The 20,797-nt window shown below is 61.4% G+C and carries 18 protein-coding genes; 11 read left to right on the forward strand and 7 right to left on the reverse strand.

Annotation, left to right across the window (positions count from 1 at the left end):
• Positions 1-43: 43 nt before the first annotated feature.
• Genes ACSQ8R_RS27865 through ACSQ8R_RS27880 form a run of 4 tightly spaced genes read left to right on the forward strand, consistent with a single transcriptional unit; the run spans position 44 to position 6,045 of the window.
• On the forward strand, positions 44-1,744 hold the full coding sequence (locus ACSQ8R_RS27865) for a thiamine pyrophosphate-requiring protein (RefSeq protein WP_436256578.1): 1,701 nt from the start codon (positions 44-46) through the stop codon (positions 1,742-1,744).
• A gap of 13 nt (positions 1,745-1,757) precedes the next feature.
• Entirely contained in the window at positions 1,758-2,987 is a 1,230-nt protein-coding gene (locus tag ACSQ8R_RS27870; protein ID WP_436256579.1) for an alpha-hydroxy acid oxidase, read from the forward strand.
• Between the two features lie 29 nt (positions 2,988-3,016).
• Positions 3,017-4,672, forward strand: coding sequence for a thiamine pyrophosphate-requiring protein (locus tag ACSQ8R_RS27875; RefSeq protein WP_436256580.1), 1,656 nt, complete (start codon positions 3,017-3,019; stop codon positions 4,670-4,672).
• Positions 4,669-6,045, forward strand: coding sequence for an FAD-binding oxidoreductase (locus tag ACSQ8R_RS27880; protein ID WP_436256581.1), 1,377 nt, complete (start codon positions 4,669-4,671; stop codon positions 6,043-6,045). The genes ACSQ8R_RS27875 and ACSQ8R_RS27880 overlap by 4 nt, the downstream gene beginning before the upstream one ends.
• Before the next feature lie 24 nt (positions 6,046-6,069).
• On the opposite strand, the gene ACSQ8R_RS27885 is transcribed toward ACSQ8R_RS27880, so the two are convergent.
• Positions 6,070-6,573 (reverse strand): hypothetical protein, encoded by a 504-nt coding sequence (locus ACSQ8R_RS27885; protein ID WP_436256582.1) that lies wholly within the window; start codon positions 6,571-6,573, stop codon positions 6,070-6,072.
• A 162-nt stretch (positions 6,574-6,735) separates the two neighbouring features.
• Here ACSQ8R_RS27885 and ACSQ8R_RS27890 point away from each other — a divergent pair, with 162 nt between their 5' ends.
• The 4 genes from ACSQ8R_RS27890 to ACSQ8R_RS27905 all read left to right on the forward strand — a co-directional run bounded on the left by ACSQ8R_RS27890 (position 6,736) and on the right by ACSQ8R_RS27905 (position 8,833).
• Positions 6,736-7,110 carry a GFA family protein gene (locus ACSQ8R_RS27890; protein WP_436256583.1) on the forward strand — a complete coding sequence of 125 codons (375 nt, stop codon included), beginning with the start codon at positions 6,736-6,738 and terminating at the stop codon, positions 7,108-7,110.
• A 57-nt stretch (positions 7,111-7,167) separates the two neighbouring features.
• Positions 7,168-7,587: an HD domain-containing protein gene (locus ACSQ8R_RS27895; RefSeq protein WP_436256584.1), complete on the forward strand. Its 420-nt coding sequence runs from the start codon at positions 7,168-7,170 to the stop codon at positions 7,585-7,587.
• A gap of 76 nt (positions 7,588-7,663) precedes the next feature.
• Complete coding sequence (locus ACSQ8R_RS27900) at positions 7,664-8,446, forward strand: SDR family oxidoreductase (protein ID WP_436256585.1); 783 nt, start codon at positions 7,664-7,666, stop codon at positions 8,444-8,446.
• Between the two features lie 156 nt (positions 8,447-8,602).
• Positions 8,603-8,833 (forward strand): hypothetical protein, encoded by a 231-nt coding sequence (locus tag ACSQ8R_RS27905; RefSeq protein ID WP_007773523.1) that lies wholly within the window; start codon positions 8,603-8,605, stop codon positions 8,831-8,833.
• A 118-nt stretch (positions 8,834-8,951) separates the two neighbouring features.
• Here ACSQ8R_RS27905 and paoC read toward each other — a convergent pair whose 3' ends face one another.
• The 4 genes from paoC to ACSQ8R_RS27925 all read right to left on the reverse strand — a co-directional run bounded on the left by paoC (position 8,952) and on the right by ACSQ8R_RS27925 (position 13,908).
• The gene (gene paoC / locus ACSQ8R_RS27910; protein ID WP_436256586.1) at positions 8,952-11,156 is read right to left on the reverse strand and encodes an aldehyde oxidoreductase molybdenum-binding subunit PaoC; all 2,205 of its coding nucleotides are present in this window, start codon (positions 11,154-11,156) and stop codon (positions 8,952-8,954) included.
• A gap of 5 nt (positions 11,157-11,161) precedes the next feature.
• Positions 11,162-12,112, reverse strand: coding sequence for an FAD binding domain-containing protein (locus tag ACSQ8R_RS27915; RefSeq protein ID WP_436256587.1), 951 nt, complete (start codon positions 12,110-12,112; stop codon positions 11,162-11,164).
• Positions 12,109-12,744 (reverse strand): aldehyde dehydrogenase iron-sulfur subunit PaoA, encoded by a 636-nt coding sequence (gene paoA / locus ACSQ8R_RS27920; RefSeq protein ID WP_436256588.1) that lies wholly within the window; start codon positions 12,742-12,744, stop codon positions 12,109-12,111. The genes ACSQ8R_RS27915 and paoA overlap by 4 nt, the downstream gene beginning before the upstream one ends.
• Before the next feature lie 264 nt (positions 12,745-13,008).
• Positions 13,009-13,908: a LysR family transcriptional regulator gene (locus ACSQ8R_RS27925; protein WP_436256589.1), complete on the reverse strand. Its 900-nt coding sequence runs from the start codon at positions 13,906-13,908 to the stop codon at positions 13,009-13,011.
• 387 nt (positions 13,909-14,295) lie between these two features.
• Between ACSQ8R_RS27925 and ACSQ8R_RS27930 the strand changes: the two genes are divergently transcribed.
• Together ACSQ8R_RS27930 and ACSQ8R_RS27935 are read left to right on the forward strand one after the other, a co-directional pair.
• On the forward strand, positions 14,296-15,396 hold the full coding sequence (locus ACSQ8R_RS27930) for a sterol desaturase family protein (RefSeq protein WP_436256590.1): 1,101 nt from the start codon (positions 14,296-14,298) through the stop codon (positions 15,394-15,396).
• 28 nt (positions 15,397-15,424) lie between these two features.
• Complete coding sequence (locus ACSQ8R_RS27935) at positions 15,425-16,861, forward strand: hypothetical protein (RefSeq protein WP_436256591.1); 1,437 nt, start codon at positions 15,425-15,427, stop codon at positions 16,859-16,861.
• Here ACSQ8R_RS27935 and ACSQ8R_RS27940 read toward each other — a convergent pair.
• Together ACSQ8R_RS27940 and ACSQ8R_RS27945 are read right to left on the reverse strand one after the other, a co-directional pair.
• Positions 16,852-17,781, reverse strand: a complete 930-nt coding sequence (locus ACSQ8R_RS27940; RefSeq protein WP_436256592.1) for a glycoside hydrolase family 16 protein — start codon at positions 17,779-17,781, stop codon at positions 16,852-16,854. The two genes, ACSQ8R_RS27935 and ACSQ8R_RS27940, sit on opposite strands and share 10 nt — an antisense overlap.
• A gap of 40 nt (positions 17,782-17,821) precedes the next feature.
• Positions 17,822-18,964 (reverse strand): glycosyltransferase, encoded by a 1,143-nt coding sequence (locus ACSQ8R_RS27945; RefSeq protein ID WP_436256593.1) that lies wholly within the window; start codon positions 18,962-18,964, stop codon positions 17,822-17,824.
• Positions 18,965-19,149: 185 nt separating this feature from the next.
• Here ACSQ8R_RS27945 and ACSQ8R_RS27950 point away from each other — a divergent pair, with 185 nt between their 5' ends.
• Positions 19,150-20,796, forward strand: a complete 1,647-nt coding sequence (locus tag ACSQ8R_RS27950; RefSeq protein WP_436256594.1) for a GMC oxidoreductase — start codon at positions 19,150-19,152, stop codon at positions 20,794-20,796.
• Position 20,797: the final 1 nt, after the last annotated feature.

Genomic DNA, 20,797 nt, shown 5'->3' on the forward strand with positions numbered 1-20,797 from the left:
CCAGTTCCGGCGGGTTTTCAAGAATTTCCACGAGGATCGCAGCATGAAACACGAAAAACCGACCGGCACATTCGCCGCCGAGGCCGTTCTGACCCACATGAAAGCCGCCGGGATCGATGTCCTGTTCGCCAATGGCGGCACCGATTTCCCGTCGATCATCGAAGCCTATGCGCGCCAGCCGGAAAGCGGCCTGGAGATGCCGGAAGCCCTGGTCATCCCGCATGAGGGTGTCGCGGTCGGCATGGCGCATGGCTATTACCTGATGACCAGCAAGCCTGCCGGCGTCATCGTCCATGTCAATGTCGGCCTTGCCAACTCTGTCATGGGCCTGATCAACGCCCGTTCCGAAAACGTGCCGGTCATGATGTTCTCCGGCCGGACACCGATCACCGAAGCCGGCCGTTTCGGCTCGCGTTCCTCGCCGATCCACTGGGGCCAGGAAATGTTCGACCAGGGCGGCATGGTGCGCGAAGTGGTCAAATGGGACTACGAACTGCGCTACCCGGAACAGGCCGGCATCGTCATCGACCGCGCCATGAGCATCGCCATGAGCGAGCCGCGCGGCCCGGTTTATTTGAGCCTGCCGCGCGAGGCGCTGGCCGAAGGCACGGAGATCGAGGCCAATCACCGCTCGACGGTGACCCCGACGACCTTCGGCCCGGCCGATCCGGTACTGGTCGCCGAGGCCGCCGACCTGCTCGCCAAGGCGAAGAACCCGCTGATTATCACCCAGAGCCCGGAGCTCGCTGCCGATTTCGAACCGCTCGCCGGCTTCGTGGAGAAATTCGCACTGCCGACCGTTGAAATGTGGGCGACGCGCCTGGCGCTGCCGAGCGACCACCCGATGATGATCGGACGAGACTCCACCCAGGTGCTGAAGGAAGCCGACGTCGTCGTCGTCATCAATGCCGCCGTGCCGTGGATTTCCGATCATACCGGCCTTGCCGAAGGCGCCAGGGTTATCGCCATCGGGCCGGACCCGCAGCATAGCCGCGTGCCGATCCGCAGCTTCGAGATCGACATCGCGCTTGCCGGCGGCACCAACAAGACGATCGCAGCGCTTGCTGCCGCCATGGCGGAGCGCGTACCGGCGTCGGAGACCTTCTCCGAGCGTCGCGAAAAGTGGGCGAAAATCAAGGCGGCTCAGGCCGAGACGGCAGACAAGCGGGCAGCGCTCGGTAACGGTTCGCCGATGACGCCGGCCTATGTCAGCCGCTGCGTCTCCGACATCATGGACGAGAAAACGACTGTCGTAAACGAACTCGGCATCGATCCCACCGTGATGAGCTTCAGGTATCCGAAGTCCTATTTCTCGACGCCGCTGTCCGGCGGCCTCGGTTTTGGCCTCACCGCGGCCCTCGGCGCCCAGCTCGCAGACCGCAGCCGCCAGGTGATCGCCACGATCGGCGACGGTTCCTACATGTTCGCCAACCCTGTCGCCTGCCACCAGACGGCAACCGCGCTGAAGCTGCCGCTGCTGACGATCGTCTTCAATAACGGCATCTGGAACGCCGTGCGCCGCTCGACGCTCTACATGTATCCGGACGGAAGTGCGGCGACCGCCAACACCATGCCGATCACCGCGCTCGACCCGGCTCCCGACTATGCCGCCGTCGCCCGCGCCCATGGCGCCCATGCCGAACGCGTCGAGACCGGTGCCGACCTGCCGGCGGCGCTGCAGCGGGCACTTGCCGCGACCAGGAGCGGCAGGCAGGCCATGCTCGAAGTCATGGTTTCCTACTAGGGGGGCGTCGATCATGGGGGGAGCCGAAGACGACGCAGGGACGATAGAGACGTTGGCGGAACTCCGCCGGCGTTATCCAATGGTCGGCGACCTGGAGAAACGGGCAAAATGGCGGATTCCGCGTTTCGCCTATGAATTTCTGCAGGGCGGCGCCGGCGATGAAACCGGCCTCAACCGAAACCGCACTGCGCTGCAGGCGGTCGAAATCGTTCCGCGCTACGGCATCGACGTGTCCGAGGTCGATACCTCCGTCGAGCTTTTCGGCCATCGTTACGCCGCCCCTATCGGCATCTCGCCGATCGGGTTCGACGGCATGATGTGGCCGGGCGCGACCGAACGTTTCGCCAAGGCTGCGCAGGCCCACAACATCCCTTACATGGTCGGCACGCTGGCCTGCTCGACCATTGAAAAGGTGGTGGGATGGGCGCCCGACGTCACGTGGTTCCAGCTCTATCCAATGGCACCGAACAATCACCAGTACAGCCTGGAAATGGCCGCCCGCGCCCGCGTCGCCGGGGCCAAGGTACTGGTCGCGACATTGGATGTGCCGGTGCGCGCCAAGCGCCCGCGTGACCTTCGCAACGGTCTCACCATGCCTTTCAAGCTGACGCCGAAAACGATGATGGCCGCCGCCGCGGCCCCCTTCTGGCTGGACGCGATCCGCCGCAAGGGCATGCCGACCTTCGCCAACATGGCCGGTTTCGCCGGCGCGCCGGACCGCGTGACCACCTCCGCCTTCGTGCAGAAACATATCGGCGGCGGCTTCCCCTGGGAGCAGATCGCCCGGCTGCGCGACACATGGCCCGGGCCGATGATGGTCAAGGGCGTCATGCACCCGGCCGACGCCGAAAAGGCGCTGGAACTCGGCTTGAACGGCGTGGTCGTCTCCAACCACGGCGGCCGCCAGTTCGACGCGGCGCCGGCGACCATCGACGTCCTGCCGGAAATCGCCCGGACCGTCGGCACCCGCGGCACGGTGCTGTTCGACAGCGGCGTCGTGTCCGGCGTCGATATGGTGCGCGCGGTTGCCTGCGGCGCTCATTCGTCCTTTGCCGGTCGTGCCTTCATGCTCGGCCTTGCCGCACTTGGCGATCATGGAGCCGCCCACATGGCGCAGGCCTTCATCGAGGAATACCGCATCACGCTCGGCCAGAGCGGGCTGTTGAATACCGACCAGGCCCGCCGTGCACCCGTGCGCCATCCGGGCGCCTGGACGGCGCACGATTTCCAACCTCATTTGTAATCGATCACGTCTCCGGGGAGGAGAAGCTCATGAAAGTTGCCGACGCCATCGTGGAAATCCTGAAGCGCGAGGGAATCGAGATCATTTGCGGTTACCCCGTGAACCACGTTCTCGAACATGCGGCCATGGGCGATATCCGCCCGATCATCGTGCGCCAGGAACGTCACGGCCTGCATATGGCCGACGCCATGTCGCGATTGAGCTCCGGCAAGACGATCGGCGTCTTCGCCATGCAGCTCGGACCGGGCACCGAAAACGCCTATGGCGGCATCGCCCAGGCCTATTCGGAATCCGTGCCGCTGCTCGTCCTGCCCATGGGCTACGAGCGCCGCGTTGCACATGTCGATCCGAACTACAATGCGAGCCGCTCGATGCGTGACATCACCAAGTCCGCCGAGCCGATCACCTCCGCCGCCGAAATCCCCAACATCTTCCGCCGCGCCTTCTCGAAGCTGCGCAACGGCCGCGGCGGTCCGGTTCTGGTCGAGATCCCGAACGACATGTGGCAGGACGAAGTGCCGGAGCCGCTGAACTACCGGCCGGTTCTCTCCACCCGCTACGGACCGGATCCGGCCGCCGTGCGCGACGCCGTCGATCTGCTGCTCGCCGCCAAGCGCCCGATCCTCTATGCCGGCCAGGGCATCCATTATGCCGAGGCTTGGCCGCAGCTGAAACAGCTAGCCGAACTTCTGGCGATCCCGGTCTCGACCAGCCTCGAAGGCAAGAGCGCCTTTCCGGAAACCCATCCGCTGTCGGTCGGCGCCGGCGGTGCGGCGATCTCCAAGACGCTGCGCCATTTCCTCGATACCTCCGACCTGATCTTCGGCATCGGCTGCTCATTCACCGAGACCGCCTTCGGCGTGCAGATGCCGCTCGACAAGACCGTCATCCACGCGACGCTCGATCCCGACCATGTCAACAAGGATCTCGAAGCCAAGGTGGCGCTGGTCGGCGATGCCGCACTGACGCTCGACGCGGTTCTCGCCGAGCTCGAAGCCCGCAAGATCGAGCCGCGCGATCACACTGACGTCGCAGCCGAGATCGCCAAGGTTCAGGCCGAGTGGCTGGCGGAATGGATGCCGAAGCTGACGGCACCCGAAGCGCCGCTCTCCCCCTACCGCGTCCTCTGGGACCTGCAGCACACGGTTGATATCGAAAACACCATCATCACGCATGATGCCGGCAGCCCGCGCGACCAGCTTTCGCCGTTCTGGAAGTCGGTGAAGCCGCTCACCTATATCGGCTGGGGCAAGTCCACCCAGCTCGGTTACGGCCTTGGCCTTGCCATGGGCGCCAAGCTGATGCATCCGGACAAGCTCTGCATCAATGTCTGGGGCGACGCGGCGATCGGCTTTACCGGCATGGATTTCGAAACCGCGGTGCGCGAACGCCTGCCGATCCTGTCGATCCTGCTCAACAATTTCTCGATGGCGATGGAACTGCCGATCATGAAGGTGTCTACGGAAAAGTACCGCTCGACCGACATTTCCGGCGACTACGCCGCCTTCGCCCGTGCGCTTGGCGGTTACGGCGAACGCGTCACCGATCCCGCCGAGATCATCCCGGCGATCAAGCGCGGCATCGAGCAGACACAAAGGGGCGTGCCCGTTCTCCTCGAATTCATCACGCGGCAGGAAATCGCCCGCTCGCGTTACCACCGCATGCTGACGGGTGAGAAAAAATGACCTCCCTGCAATCCACCCTCGACACCCTGCGGCTCCATTTCGGCGACCGGCTATCGACCACCGAAGCGGTGCGCGAGCACCACGGCCACGATATGTCCCGCCAGCCGACAAGGCTGCCGGACGCGGTGGTCTATCCGGAAAACGAGGACGAGGTAGCGCGCGTCGTCTCGGCCTGTTTCGAGGCCGGCATCCCGGTGACCCCGTTCGCGGCGGGCTCCTCGATGGAGGGCCACACGATCCCGCTGAAGGGCGGGATCTCGCTCGACCTCACCCGCATGAACAGAATAGTCCAGGTCAACCACGAGGATTTCGACGTGCAGGTCGAGGCGGGCGTCACCCGCAAGCAGCTGAACGCCCATATCCGCGATACCGGCCTGTTCTTCCCCGTAGATCCCGGCGCCGACGCCTCGCTCGGCGGCATGGCCTCGACGCGGGCCTCGGGCACCACCGCTGTGCGTTACGGCACGATGCGCGAAAACGTGCTGGCGCTCAGGGTCGTCACCCCCCAGGGCAAGATCATCACCACCGGCCGCCGTACCAAGAAATCCTCGACCGGCTACGACCTGACCAAGCTTTATGTCGGCGCCGAAGGCACGCTCGGCGTGATCACCGAAGTGACCGTCAAGCTGCACCCGATCCCGGAAACCATCGCCTCCGCCGTCTGCGCCTTCGAGACGATGCGCGGCGCGGTCGAGGCGGTCGTCGCCACCATCCAGAGCGGCATCCCGGTCGCCCGCATCGAATTTTTGGATGAGGTCGCGGTTGAGGCGGCAAACCGCCACGCGGGTCTCACCCTGAGGCTCGCGCCAACCCTGTTCCTCGAATTCCACGGCAGTCCGCGCTGGGTGGAGGAACAGTCGAACACCGTGCGCGAGATCGCCGACGAATTCGGTGGCTCGGACTTCGCCTGGTCGACCCGCACCGAAGACCGCGAACGGCTGTGGAAGGCGCGTCACGAGACGATCTATTCCAACCAGACGCTGCGCCCCGGCTGCAAGGCCTTCACGACCGACGTCTGCGTACCGATCTCGCGGCTTGCCGAAGCGGTGCTTGCCGCCCGCGAGGACATCGACAATTCCTTCGTGATTGGCAAGATCATCGGCCATGTGGGCGACGGCAATTTCCATGTCGGCTACCTGATCAAGCCGGAAATCCCGGAAGAGCTCGCGGAAGCGGAACGGCTCGCCGAGCGTCTCTACCAGCGCGCCATCGACATGGGCGGTACGTTCAGCGGCGAACACGGGATTGGCATTTCCAAGCTGAAATATCTCCGCCGCGAACATGGGGATGCCGTCGACATGATGAACGCCATTAAGGCAGCCCTCGACCCCAAGGGCATCATGAACCCCGGCAAGCTCGGACAGGTGGAGTAAAGGCAGACGCCAGCGTCAGGTCGGTCAGCGGCTGAGATCGATACGGCTGGTCACCACCGATTTGCCGCTCGAAAGATCCCTGTCGATCGTCTGGAGCCTGAGGCGGTCGTTGCCGACCTTCTCGATGCTCATGCTGGCTGTCCGATCGCCGTTGATTACCCTCGCCCAGCGGACGCCGAGATTGATCGCATTGCCTCGCCGGTTGCCGGAAAGGACCGATGGCTGGCCCGATGGACCGACATAGGTGCCACGATAACCTCGATCCGAAGCCTGGAGGTCGGCTGATATGCTGCGCCGGACGACCAGCAGGCCCCGGCAGGTTCCCTGCATCGACAGGGTGGTCGCGCCGGCCTTCGAGGTAAAGCTGCAGGTGACATCGATGGGGCTTGCCCCGATACGTGTCAGAACCGTGCCCTTGCCGCTCCAGTTGCCGGCAAGCGTTTTCAAGAAATCGCCTTCGGCCGCCAGGGCCAAGCCCGGCGAAAAGGCAAACGCGGTAAATGCGGCGGAGGCGATAAATGAGCGCATGGCGACGATCCATCTGAGTGCCCGCTTCAAACGCCGGTCGAGCCGTTCCGTTCCATCCCGGCTCCCCGGCCGCCATCGACCCGGCCCTGAACCAGCCTCATCTTCCCTTCATCCTCCCCTGCCCTAACTGCGTTTCCGGGCGAAAAAGAAGGAGGAGCGAGAATGATCATCCGGTCTGGAAGCTGCCTTTGCGGCAAGGTGCGGTATTCCGTGAAAGATGCACCGCTCAGGATCGGGCTCTGCCACTGCGCCGATTGCCGCAAGGAAAGCGGCTCAAGCTTCGTCACGTTCGCCATCTGGCCACGGCATGGCTTTGAGAGCACGGGCGAGGTCAGGTATTTCCACGGGCGCGGCTTCTGCCCCGAATGCGGCTCGCGCGTCTTCAACGAGAGCGACGGTGACGAGATCGAGATTCGTGTCGGCTCTCTCGACATGGCGCCGACCGATCTCGAACCGGTCTATGAGATATGGGTGAAGCGGCGGGAGAACTGGCTTACCCCGCTCCCCGTCCCGCAGTTCGAGGAAGATCGCAATTGACGCAATCGTCACCCACCGGCCCCAGAGACAGCCGCCGAACTGAAGGGAGACAAACAGATGTCCGAACAGATCGACAAGGCGATCGCCATCGCGACCCGGGCGCATGCAGGACAATCGTCGAAGACCGGCGGTCCGTTCATCGATCACGTCAGACGAGTCGCTGAAAACGTCGCCGGTGAAGAGGAAAAACAGGTCGCCTGGCTGCATGACGTGGTCGAAAAAGGCCCCGGCTGGACATTCGAGAGGCTGCGCGAAGAGGGCTTTTCGGAAGCGGTCGTCGATGCGGTCGATGCGATGAGCAAGCGCGACGGCGAGGAATACTTCGCCTTCGTCCGCCGTTCGATCGAGAATCCGCTCGCCCGGCCAGTGAAACGCGCCGACCTTACCGACAATCTTGACCAGATGCGCCGGATGGGCGGCGACGGCTCGAAATTCGCCGAGGGCCTGCGTATCCTCAGCGAGCGGTATCCGGCCTGATCCGCGGAACCTTGGGCCATCCCTTGCCGTTCGTTGTCGCGCGACAGAAGCGGCGATCCGGCGACAGGATGGGCTCATGGAACTCAAATCTCAGGTGGCTTTGGTAACGGGGGCGGGCTCGGGTATCGGCAAGGCTGCCGCCCTCAAACTCGCGGCGGAAGGGGCAAAAGTCGGCCTGCTCGGCCATACGAGAAGCGAGATCGACAGGACCGCCCGGGAAATCGAGAAGGCTGGCGGGGAGGCGCTGGTGCTCGTTGCCGACGTTTCCGATGAAAACCGGATGCGCGAGGCGGTCGATAAGCTTGCGGAGAAATTCGGGCGGCTCGACATTGTCGTCGCCAATGCCGGCATCAACGGCGTCTGGGCGCCGATCGACGACCTCAAGCCGGAAGAATTCGACAAAACGATCGCCGTCAACCTGCGCGGCACCTACCTGACGCTTCACTTCACCGTGCCGCATCTGAAGGCACAGGGGGCCGGGTCGATCGTCGTCGTATCCTCGATCAATGGCAACCGAACCTTCACGACCCCCGGTGCGACCGCCTATACCGCCACCAAGGCCGCGCAGGTGGCGATGGTGCAGCAGTTGGCGCTGGAACTCGGCAAACATCATATCCGCGTCAACGCCGTCTGCCCCGGCGAGATTGAGACCAATATCGGCGAGAACACCGATCTCCGCCACGAGGAGGAAACCGCGATCCCCGTGAAATGGCCCGAAGGCCAGGTCCCGATCAGCGACGGCAAGCCGGGAAAAAGCGAGGACGTGGCCGAAGTGATCGCTTTCCTCGCCTCCGACCGATCCCGCCATGTGACCGGCACGCCGATCTATGTGGACGGCGGCCAGGGATTGCTCAGGTAGGAATTTTTTCGGCGTCGACCGGAGCCATCAAGTTGTAGCCTTGAATGAGAAAACGGCCGGTTGAAAACTAGATATAGGACTTCAGTCCCAATGCTTTTCCTGGAACCCGAAACCTCAATCTGCGTTCATGCCTCGCAAAACATTGAGGAATCATCCATGAAGAACCTGCTTATCGCATCGGCTCTGGCCATTTCTTCCATCCTTACCGTCGCCGGCCCGTCCAACGCGGCCAGCGTCACCATCACCACCAATGAGCGGGTCGCTCCCCGTCATACCGTTCGCGAAGTCTACCGTCCGCATCGTCCCCGTCATGATTGCATGGTCAAGAAGGTGAAGACCCGTTACCACGGCCGGGTCGTCGTCAAGACCACCCGCGTCTGCCGCTGATCGCCGGATTGCCAACGGGAGGGCGGCGGTGATCTGGCCGCTTCACCGTGGGCGAGAACAGCTGGTCTGCGGTTGTCCTTGAAGATACGGCGGCGGCCAGGTAGGCCGCCGACCAATATCATGCGACCTCCGGAAGTCCCCCGAGCAGCTTGTCGAGCGTCATCGGATAATGGCGCAACCGAACGCCGGTCGCATTGTAGATCGCGTTGGCAATCGCTGCGGAAACGCCGCAGAGGCCAAGTTCGCCGATGCCCTTCGCCTTCATCGGCGACGACATCGGATCCGTCTCGTCCATGAAGATCACCTCCTGGTGGGGGATGTCGGCATGGACGGGCACCTCGTAGCCGGCGAGGTCGTGGTTGACGAAGAAGCCGCGACGGGTATCGACCGCCAGCTCTTCCGAAATTGCCAGGCCGGCGCCCATCGTCATCGCGCCAATCACCTGGCTACGGGCCGTGATCGGATTGAGAATCCGGCCGGCAGCGCAGACGGCGAGCATGCGGCGGATGCGGCTTTCGCCTGTCGCGACATCAACGCCGACCTCGACGAAATGCGCGCCGAAAGTGGACTGCTGGTGGCTGTCGGAAAGCGAGGCCCATTCGATGCTGTCCTCTCCGACAAGTCCGTCGGGACCAGCGGCTTCGGCAAGCGGAACCGATCTGGCGCCGGAACGTACCGCGCCGTTTTCGAACACGACGTCACTAGCGTTGAGCCCAAGCTTCCGGACCACCTTTTCGCGCAACTGGACGCAGGCGGCATAGACGCCTGAGGTCGAACAGTTCGCGCCGAACTGGCCGCCGGAGCCCGCGGAGACCGGAAACCGGGAATCGCCGAGTTGCACGGCCACCTTGTCGATCGGCAGGCCCATCATCTCCGCGGCAGTCTGGGCGATGATCGTATAGCTGCCGGTCCCGATATCGGTCATATCAGTCTCGACGGTGACGACACCCTCCCGGTCCAGACGAACGCGGGCTCCGGAGGGAAGCAGCAGGTTGTTGCGGAAAGCGGCGGCGACGCCCGTCCCGATCAGCCACCTGCCGTCGCGGTGCGTTCCAGGCTTGCCGCGGCGGTTCCAGGCGAAGCGCTCGGCTCCGAGCTTGAGACAGCCGACCAGGTCCCGGCGAGAAAACGGACGCTCGGGTTTCTCCGGATCCACCTGGGTGTCGTTCAGGATTCGAAACTGCACCGGATCGATGCCCAGCTTTTCGGCCATTTCGTCCATGGCGATTTCAAGCGCCATGAGCCCCGGCGCTTCACCGGGGGCCCGCATGGCATTGCCTTCCGGCAGGTGTAGCGTCGCCAGCCGCATCGCCGTCATGCGGTTTTCGCCGGCATAGAGAAGACGCGTCTGCATGGCGGCCGTCTCCAGTTGGCCGCCCGGCTGATCGCCGGACCAGCTCTCGTGGGCGATTGCCGTGATCTTTCCATCGCGGCCAGCCCCGATCCTGATCCGTTGGATCGTTGCGGGACGATGCGTGGTGTTGTTGGGAAGGAAGGGACGAGGAAGAGCGACCTTCACGGGACGTTTCGCCGCCTTGGCGCCGAAGGCCGCAAGAACGGCGTCGGCACGCAGAAACAGCTTGCCGCCGAAGCCGCCGCCGATGAACGGCGACATGAGGTGGATCTTTTCCTTGTCGATGCCGAGTGTGGTTGCGAGGTCCGAACGCCACCAGTCGATCATCTGGCTAGAGGTCCAAACCGTCAATTCATCTCCGTTCCAGGCGGCGATCGACGCATGCGGCTCCATCATCGAATGCGACTGATCCGGCGTCGAATATGTCTCGTCCAAAGTGAGCTCGGCGGACCTGAATGCGCCGTCAAAATCGCCGACCGCGGTGTCGGGCGGGGCCCCGCCAGCGTCTTTCGGCCTGATCGCCGACTTCATTGCTTCCGCGAGGTCGTAGGCGCCCTTTTCCTCGGCGTAGTCGATCTTGACCAGAGCGGCGGCGGCGCGGGCCTGTTCGAATGTTTCGGCGACGACGACGGCGATGGCCTGGTGGTAATGCTGGATCTGGTCTCCGCCGAACAGGTTGACGGTGTTGAAGCTGCCTTTTTCCCGCTTGCCAACGTCGAGCGTCGTGACCACCGCGAGAACGCCCGGCGCGCGTTTGGCCGCATCGACATTCATCGAGGTGATGCGGCCCCTGGCAATGGTCGATCCCACAGGGTAGCCGTAGGCATACGGCACGGTCGGATCATGCCATTCGTAGGCATACATCGCCCTGCCTGTCGTCTTGAGCTGGCCGTCGATGCGGTGGACGGGTTGGCCGACGACCTTGAGCTGGTCGATCGGATTGGTCGTTGCTGGCGTGTCGAACTTCATGGCCATCACCCTCTGGCTTCGGCGATCACGGCGCCAAGCGTGCGCTCGACGAGATCGACCTTGAACTTGTTCTGCTCGGTGGGACGGGCGTCGGCGAGCAATTCCTTGGCCGACGCCTTGGCTCCGTTTGGCAAAGCGTTATCGGCGGCTTCGATGCGCCAGGGTTTGTGGGCGACGCCGCCAACTGCCACGCGCCCGGTTCCATCCGGCTGGATAACGGCGCCCACAGAGACCAAGGCGAAAGCATAGGACGCACGGTCGCGGACCTTGCGGTAGATGTGCTTTCCACCGATCGGGGGCGGCAATACAACGGCGGTGATGAACTCGCCCTGTTCGAGAACCGTTTCGTTGTGCGGTGTATCGCCCGGCAGGCGATGGAATTCGGCAATCGGGATGGCGCGACGACCGCCGTCTGGCTTGACGGTCTCGACGACCGCGTCAAGCGCGCGCATGGCGATCGCCATGTCGCTCGGATGCGTGGCGATACAAGCGTCGCTAACCCCGACCACGGCATGCTGACGGCTGAAACCGCCGATGGCGGAACAGCCGCTTCCCGGTGATCTCTTGTTGCAAGGCTGGGCGGTATCGTAGAAATACGGACAGCGCGTCCGCTGCAAGAGGTTGCCGGCGGTGGTCGCCTTGTTGCGGAGCTGACCGGATGCCCCCGCAAGCAGTGCGCGGGAAAGAAGTCCGTAATCGCGTCTAACGGTGTCATCGGCAGCAAGATCGGTGTTGCGGACCAGCGCTCCGATGCGAAGCCCCCCGTCAGGGGTCTGGTCGATCGTGTCCAGGCCGAGGCCGTTCACGTCGATCAGATGGGTCGGCGTCTCGATCTCGAGCTTCATCAGGTCGAGGAGGTTGGTGCCGCCGGCGATGAATTTTGTATCCGGATTGGACGCGGCCGTCCTGACCGCTGCCTCGACGGAGAGGGCGCGCTCGAAGGTGAAGGCTCTCATGCTTTTGTCCCCGCGACTTCGACAATGGCATCGACGATGTTCGAATAGGCGCCGCAACGACAGATGTTGCCGCTCATCCGTTCGCGGATTTCCGCTTCGGTGATGGACGTCTGCGCGGTCAGGTCGCCGGTGACGTGGCTTGGGATGTTCGCCTTCATCTCCTCGAGCACGGCCACGGAGGAACAGATCTGCCCAGGCGTGCAGTATCCGCATTGAAACCCGTCATGCTTGACGAAGGCGGCTTGCATAGGATGGAGGTTGCCCGGCTGACCCAGGCCCTCGATCGTTGTCACCTCTTCACCGTCGTGCATGACTGCAAGCGTCAGGCAGGAGTTGATGCGGCGTCCATCGACCATCACTGTACAGGCGCCACACTGACCATGGTCGCAACCTTTTTTGGTGCCGGTCAAATGGAGATGCTCGCGCAAAGCGTCGAGAAGGCTTGTGCGATTGTCGACTTCGAGGTCGCGGATTTGGCCGTTGACCTTCAACGATACGCTTGAAGCGTGATTCATGGTTCCTCCTGCGGACTGCGCTGCCGCTCCCCCGGCGACGCCGGTGATTGCAACGGTTGCGGCCGAGGAGATAAGTAAGTTTCGGCGTGAGATTTCAAGCTGGCTGGTTCCTGGCATGTCCAGTTCCACTTCGTTGGTCGGAATAACGAAAGGTCGTGCGTCACACGGACGACGGCACGGAGCACTGAAACTAACGCAGGATCGGTCGGCCAGTAGCGGCAGGCAATCGATAGGTCTTATCGACAAGGAGCATAAATCAATGAAGATCGCCGCTTCCGACGGCCTTCGATCTTGAAAAGACCTGCAGCCGCATATCCCGCTGCATTTCCGCAACCGGCGAGGCTTCTGAGTATACAAACCACACTTTCGATGGCCGTATTTTCAGCTCCCTGAGCGCTGGCGAAGCGCATCGACGATCAGCTTGAATGCCGGGGAATTCTGATGCCGGCTTGGGTAATAGAGATAATAGCCGGGAAAGGGCGGCGACCAGTCTTCAAGGACCGCCACAAGCTCGCCAGCTTCAATGTGGATTTTCACCAGGTCTTCCGGGACAAAGGCGATGCCATAGCCAGCCAGCGCCGCATCCACCATGGGCAGCGAGCTGTTGATGGTCAGCTGGCCGTCAACGCGCACCCGCAATTCCTGCCCGTCCTTTTCGAACTCCCATGCATAAGTCCCGCCGGCGGTGGCCTGCCTGACCCGGATGCAAATATGCTGGATGAGCTCTTGTGGATGATGCGGTTTGGGATGCGCCTCGAAATAGGATGGGGATGCGACCGCAAGCATGCGCCAGTCCGGCCCGATGCGAACCCCGATCATGTCCTTCTCGAGGCTCTCGCCCAAGCGCACGCCGGCGTCATAACCGTCTTCGATAATGTTGCGGAAACCGTTGTCTCGGTCGAGCTCGACCTTCACGTCGGGATAATTGCGGAGAACCGGCCGGAGCTTTGGCCAGACTAGGGTTTCGTAGGCGTGATCGGACAATGTAATCTTGATCGTCCCGGATGGCGTCTCCCGCATCGACATGATCGATGCAAGGTCGGTCTCGATTTCGGCCATCCGCGGCGCAAGGCTTTGCCGAAGCCGCTCACCTGCTTCCGTCAACCCGACATTTCGCGTTGTCCGGGTCAGCAGCCGGAGCCCAAGGCGTGCCTCCAGGCGTTTAATCGTATGACTGAGGGTAGATTGCGCAATACCGATCTTGGCGGCCGACCGCGTGAAACTGCGCTCCTCGGCCACCGATAGAAACCACAGGAGATCGTTGAGATCCTTTCTGTCCATCCCGGCAATTTATGCCATGCGTCGATAAATGCAAGTGAATTGCGGCTTCTAATCCTCAGGATACGCGGCTGCTATTTATCGCCCCGCTAGAAGAATTCCTGTACGGGTCGTCTTCCAGAAACGCCATCTGGAGTTCCAAGGCTTAAACCTTTTGATCCGGTTGCCAGGGTGTTTCAAAACCGTAAAATCTGATTGCGATACTCAGAAAACGTAAGGCTCGGTCCAACAAGACGACCGGGCCTTACGTTTTGCCTAAACGACAATTTGCTACGAGCACATCCGCCGCTGCATTCCATTCGTTGTCATACACATCGACCATACACAGTCCCCCAATGCGTCCAGACGTGAAGCAAGTTCGGCTCCGCGGAGCGAGTGAAAGGGATCGAGATGGAAAATCTGCAGTCATATTTTCTCAATTTTCCGCAGTTCGCCATCACATGGGGAATCTTCTTTGGAGCGGGCTTGGTGACCTTCTTCTTCTCGCTATGGCGTAACAGTTCGGACTTTTCATTCAGGGAGATGTTCGAGCACTGCGTTCCTTTCAATGTACTTACATCGAAAAGTTTCCATATGGATGTCATCATCTATGTCTGGAGAAAGTTGACAGACTTCCTCTTCGTCGCTCCAGGCCTCGCGACCACGGCGTTGATTTCCACCGCGACCGACTTTGGCCTGCGGTCCGCCTTTCCCGATTTTTCGCCGCTGGGCATAAATTACCTGGTCACGGTCTCATGCACGATCCTGATGCTGATCGCCGCCGAGTTCGCCGATTATCTGGTGCACTACCTCGAACACAAGGTACCCGCCTTATGGGAACTGCACAAAGTCCATCATTCCGCCGATTTCCTCAATCCGCTGACATCCAGGCGCGGCCACTCGCTCCCGCTGGTATATGGTGGCATGGTAGCGGGCGTGATCACCGGCACGGTTGCCGGGATATTCATGTTTCTGTTCGGCATCAGTCTGATAGAGGCCGTAGCCCTGCGTGCCGTTGCAAGCAAGATATTCACCATCTGGACGCTCGACCCCCTCAAGCATTCGCATCTTCCGATCAGTCTCGGATGGTTCGACCACTTCCTGATCAGCCCCCACATGCACCAGATCCACCACAGCAAGGTCGAGCGCCATTGGGACAAGAATTTCGGAACCAATCTCTCAATTTTCGACTGGATGTTTGGAACCGGCTACAGGCCCGAAAAAGGAGAGAAGGCGATATTCGGCATCTCGGGCTACAGCGATGCTTCGTTACAGAAATTCAATACGATCAAGGGCGCCTATCTGGACCCGATGCTGAGGAGTTGGAAGGCGATCCTCACGCTGGTGCGCCCTGTTGTCAGTGCCAAGCCAGGCGCCGAGCGACATTCGCCGACTTTTGTCGTCGAAAAGCAGAGACGGACCGAGCAAGTGGCTCAGGCGGAAAACTCGACGCCGACTTCCCTCGGCACGGCATCTTCTTCAGTGGCATCAAATACCAGGCCGATTGGCTGATGGGCGCCGGCAGCAACAGGTATCGCGGATGAGTTTGGAACCGATTGGAATATTTACGCTCGTTCTGGGTATCTATTGTCTGTTTGCGGGGTACCATGCCAGCATCGTCGTTTTCATCGGCCTATCGGTTTTCGGCGCCGCTGCCGCGATCCTGATGGGATCTGCAAACATCCAGCCGGCGCACCTCTTCCTCGCATTCCTTGCCCTTAGCGTCCTAACCTACCGAAACAAGTTCGGCATCGCGGTCAAGGCGCTATCCTTCCCCAGGCCAGGGTTCTGGTTGGCCTGCCTGCTGATCTACGGAACGGTGCTGGGTTTTTTTGCGCCGCGCCTGCTCGCCCGCATGACGGACATCATCCCACTCGGCACCACCGAATATCCCTCCACCGGAAGCACCGTCCCTTTGGGGCCGGTCTCCAGCAACTTTACCCAGGCGGTCTATGTCTCGGCGGATCTTCTTGCCTATGTATTGATCCTGGCAATCGGATCCACTCTTGCCGGCTTCCGGGCGATCACCGTCGGCGTTCTGGTGTTCGCCGGAGCCAATGCCTTCTTTGCTCTCCTCGACCTCGTGACCTATGGCACGGGAGCGCAGGAGCTCTTTGTCTATATCCGCAACGCCCAATACACATTTCACGACGATGACGTCGTGGCCGGTGTCAAGCGTATCGTCGGCTCGTGGCCGGAGGCGTCGGCATTCGCCGGCATAAGCCTCGCCTCAGTCGGGTTTACGGGCACGCTCTGGCTCTGCGGACGCGACCTGAGGTGGAGCGGGGCGCTTTTTCTGGTCACGACGCTGCTGATAATACGGTCCACGTCTTCGGCGGGACTGTTGGCTTTGCCGCTGTGCTTCCTGATCTTGTACGTCACAGCCTTCTTCCGCTGCGGCGGACGGTCTGGAACCCGGAACAGTTCGGCGATTGTTCTGTTCGCGCCGCCCCTGATTTGCCTCGTCGCGTTAGCGATAGCCCTCAACGAAGAGCTTTTCCGGCAGCTCTACAGCTATTTGGACCTGCTCATCTTCAGCAAATCCACCTCGCATTCCGCGGTCGAGCGCGGCTCCTGGAACACCTACGGATACCAGAATTTCCTCGATTCCTATGGTCTCGGCGTCGGCCTCGGCACCTCCCGCACGTCAAGCTTTCTGTTCGCCCTGCTTTCGAACGTCGGGATACCGGGAACGATCATGTTCATGCTCTTTGCGATTACGGCATTTTCCAAACGGCGCGGGACGCCCCGTACCGTCACCTCGGATGTCCGGCTTGCCGCGCGCAACGGCTGCGCCTGCCTGATGATCGGAGCCATGGTTGCGGGGCCGACAGTCGATCTCGGCCTTGTGTTCTTCATCCTGGCCGGCCTTGCGAGCGCTGAACCGGAGCACGAAGCCATGGCGGTTCCCTCGCCCCCTCTACATGCCCGGGAAGATGAATTCACGACACGCCCAAAGCCTTTCCGTCAGGCGTAGACCCGGAAATAATCAACCCGCATGTGGGTGACCGTGTCGGCGGGTAAGAGCGGTTGCGGATAGGGGACATCCGAACGCAGGGCAAGCGTGAGGACTGGCCAGAACACGTCCTCATCGGCGTCGAGTTCGGCGGAGCGGGCGATCGTCCAGATCGCCGGCATTCCAGTCTTGGTATCAATGATAGGCTGCCGTTCAAAGTAGATCGTGCATTCCGTATCGGTGACGAGCACCCCGTATCGGCAGTACCCGGCTGTCATATCGATCGGGGTCGGCACGCCGGTTCCTTCGTGGTGCTCGCCGGGCTGCCCCCACTCGTGCAGATAGGCCCCGTAGAGCGTGGGTTCCCAGCCCTTATGCTCGACGACGTCGATCTCGATGCTCGTCTGAGGATGCAGGACGCTGCGTCCGTTCATCATCCAGAAAGCCGGCCAGCTCAGCGGGTGCTTCGGAAACAGCATCCGCGCCTCGAAATAACCGCGGCGCCAACCTTTCAAGATCGTACCATCCCGCCTCGCCGTCTGGATGTTGCCCGATATCCATTGAAACTCGGCGAGGTCATTGCCGTAATAATTGGGCACCCTCATAGGCTGGCCAATGTATTTTGCGGCCACCTGCAATGCTTTGCCGTCGCTTGCGTTCGGGTCGTCGACAATCGCATAGGGATTGAACCCCTCTTCACCACTGTCTCTGGCGAAGGCCGAACGGCCGTAAAAACCCGGATCGGAGGTGGTCGGCTTCGGCCCTGCGTTCCATGTCGACCAATCCAGCGCGGTGAATTTGTCCTCGAATATCACCGTCCGTCCGCTTGCTGGATCCTCCAGGGGGGCGGAAGCCTTCGATCGCCAGGCGAGGCCGCCGACGAGACCGGCCGATGCCAGCGAGCCGAGGGCGAACGAACGGCGGGACAGCAATCTCGTCATGATACACCTCACGTAACTTTCATCCGGCTGGTCTGGGCACCTACGCCGCTGCCGCGCCCCGCAACGCGTTGGCATGCACCTCGACCACCCGCTCCGGGCTGTAACAGTCGATGAACTCCTGCCGGAAGCCGGCATGGGCCTGCTCCGCACGCAGATTGTCGCAATAATAAACCATCGCGTTCACGAGTTCCTCGCGACTATCCACCGGCACAAGCAGGCCCAGCCTGCTATCGACGAGAATGTCGCTCGGGCCAAATTCGCAATCGGTCGCGATGACCGGCAAACCGAAACGCAACGCCTCGCATATGGCGAGCGACCAGCCCTCCCAGCGTGATGTGGAGACATACACGTCGCTTGCCGCCAGCGCGGGTTGGGGATTTTCTGGATGATGCTCCAGGCTGACCGCATTCCTGAGCCCGCGGCGATCGATCTCGGCGCGCAAGGCCGCCTCCCCGTCGCCAAAACCGACAATTTTCAGCAGGACGTTGCTGCGTTTCTTCCGCAGTTCGGAAAACGCGGCAAGCAGAATGTCCTGGCCTTTCTGAAACGAGAACCGGCCGACATTGACGAAAGTCACGGTATCGTCAGCGCGGGTGTGGTCGATATTTGAGAGGTCGAATTTTCGCACCGGGTTGGGCACCCAGTAATGCGGACGCTTGCTCTTGAACATCGCATTGAATGACTTGAGCTGCCGCGGCGAGGTTCCGAAAACCGACGCTATCTTCGGCAGGAAAAGCGTCTTCATCAACAGGAAAAGCACCTTGGCCTTGATATGACTGCACTCCAGCTTGGGATTGCCGTGAAGATGGACGGCAAACCGCCGCCGGATACCGATACAGGAGGCCATGCAGATTACCGTCGGCTCGATCTGCGGCACAACGATCAGGTCGTAGTCCTTGCTGGCAATGACGTTGCGGAAGTTGCGCATCAACTCGATCCGGCTCGAAGCCACCCGGTCGATAATGGTATACTTCCTGTCTTCCGTGGGGCGGTTCTTGTGAACCGCGGTGTAGAGCACGTCCACGTCGAAATCGTTTCCATACTGATCGATCAGGCCGGAACAGATCGTATCCACGACCCTCTCGATACCGGCGAAAGCCCCCGTACCCGGTTGGACGTAGAGTATCTTCAAAGGTGTATGGCCACTAAGTCTTTCGGCGTAGGGCATGGTTGCTGTTTGCATACAACTACCTCTTTGAATTCTTCACCAGACATTGTACAGTAAGTGCAACCCCCCATAAAAAACGTCGGAAACATCCCTGCTGAAACGACAAGTCAAAACGCGGCGATAAACAAGAAAATCACTCGCCGCCTGCTCAATAAGATTGAGCTATTGTCGAACAAATTGCAACAGTAAAGGTTTCCTGGATGTCATTCATTGAATTAAATGCGATACCGGGGGAGACTGTACTTGCTCTGTCGCACTGTGACATCTGCATCGTAGGCTCAGGGCCGGCCGGCACGACACTTGCCCAGGAATTGTCGAACACAAACCTGCGCGTCACACTTCTGGAAAGCGGCGGCATCGTCCGTGATCCCCAGGCGGATGCGCTTGACGAGATCGACAATGTCGGGCGCCCCCGCGCGAGCGATCAATGGTCCGTTCGCAATCGGGTCGTTGGCGGAAGCTCCCATACCTGGGGTGGACGTTGCGGTCCCTTCGACCCCATCGACTATGAGGCGCGGCCTTGGGTTGCGTATTCCGGCTGGCCGATCAATGGCGCAGACCTCGAACCCTATCTGGCGCGCACCACCACCCATCTCGGCCTGGCCTTTGGCAATGGCTATAACGATGAGCGGTTCTGGTCTATTGCCGGTCGCAAGCGGCCGACGCCCGATCTCGATCCGGACGTTTTGATGCCTTTCTTCTGGCAATTCAGCCGTGACGCTGAAGAGGCTTACCCGTACGAATATATGCGCTTCGGTCGCCATCTGGCCAAGCGGATCGGCCCCAACGTGACGCTCGTTACCGGGGCGACTGTGCAGAGCGTCCAGGTATCGGAATCGGGAGGCGCCGTTCGCAGCGTACGATTTGCCACGGCCGACGGCAGCCGGGCAGTCCTGACCGCTTCCGTCGTGGTCCTGTGCTGCGGAGGCATCGAAAACGCACGGACGCTTTTGAACTCCAGCGAGACAAAACCTCATGGCGTGGGAAACGACCATGACCAGGTGGGACGTTACCTCATGGACCATTTACGGGGTTCGGTGGCGACATTTTCGCTTGCTGGGTCCGATGCGCTTCAAAGACGCTTTGGCCGATACAATGTCAGCCGCCATTTCTTTCGCGCCGGATTCCGGCTGAGCCCGGATATTCAACGACGCGAAGAACTGCTCAACTGCGCCGGCTGGCTCGGTGAGGTGCTGGCTCCCGATGACCCCTGGGATGCCTTGCGGCGTATGGCGGGGCGCGCTCCGAAGCTGCCGCAGGACATATTCAGCATCATTGCGAACAGCAATTTGCTCGTCAGGGGATTGAAGGACTTTTTAAGCGCGAAGAACGGCGTACCGCGCAAGCTGACCGAACTCAACCTGCAATGCATGTGCGAACAGGTGCCCAATCCCGATAGCCGCGTGACCTTGTCGGAACGACGCGATCGCTTGGGCATGCGGTTGCCGCGCGTGGATTGGCGCAGCCATAGCGACGAGTCCCGCACCATGCGCAGAACGGCGGAATTGGCTGCCCGGGAACTGCCGAAGGTCGGCCTGCCCGCACCGAAGCTGGAGGAATGGGTCAAGGATGGCGCCGAAATTCCCTCGACATTTGTGGACGTTGCCCATCCGACCGGAACGACGCGCATGTCCGAGGATCCCCACCGCGGCGTCGTCGATGCCAATTGCGAAGTGCACGGCGTCAGCGGTCTCTTCGTGCTGGGCAGCTCGATCTTCCCGACGGCCGGGCATTGCAATCCGACGCAGATGATCGTTGCACTGGCTGTCCGCCTGGCTGATCACATCAAGATGGAGCACCAATATCGAGAACCAGTCCCGGTGACGGCCCATGCCAGATCTGCCTGAG

The sequence above is a fragment of the Neorhizobium sp. LjRoot104 genome (assembly GCF_964253725.1).
Taxonomy (GTDB): domain Bacteria; phylum Pseudomonadota; class Alphaproteobacteria; order Rhizobiales; family Rhizobiaceae; genus Neorhizobium.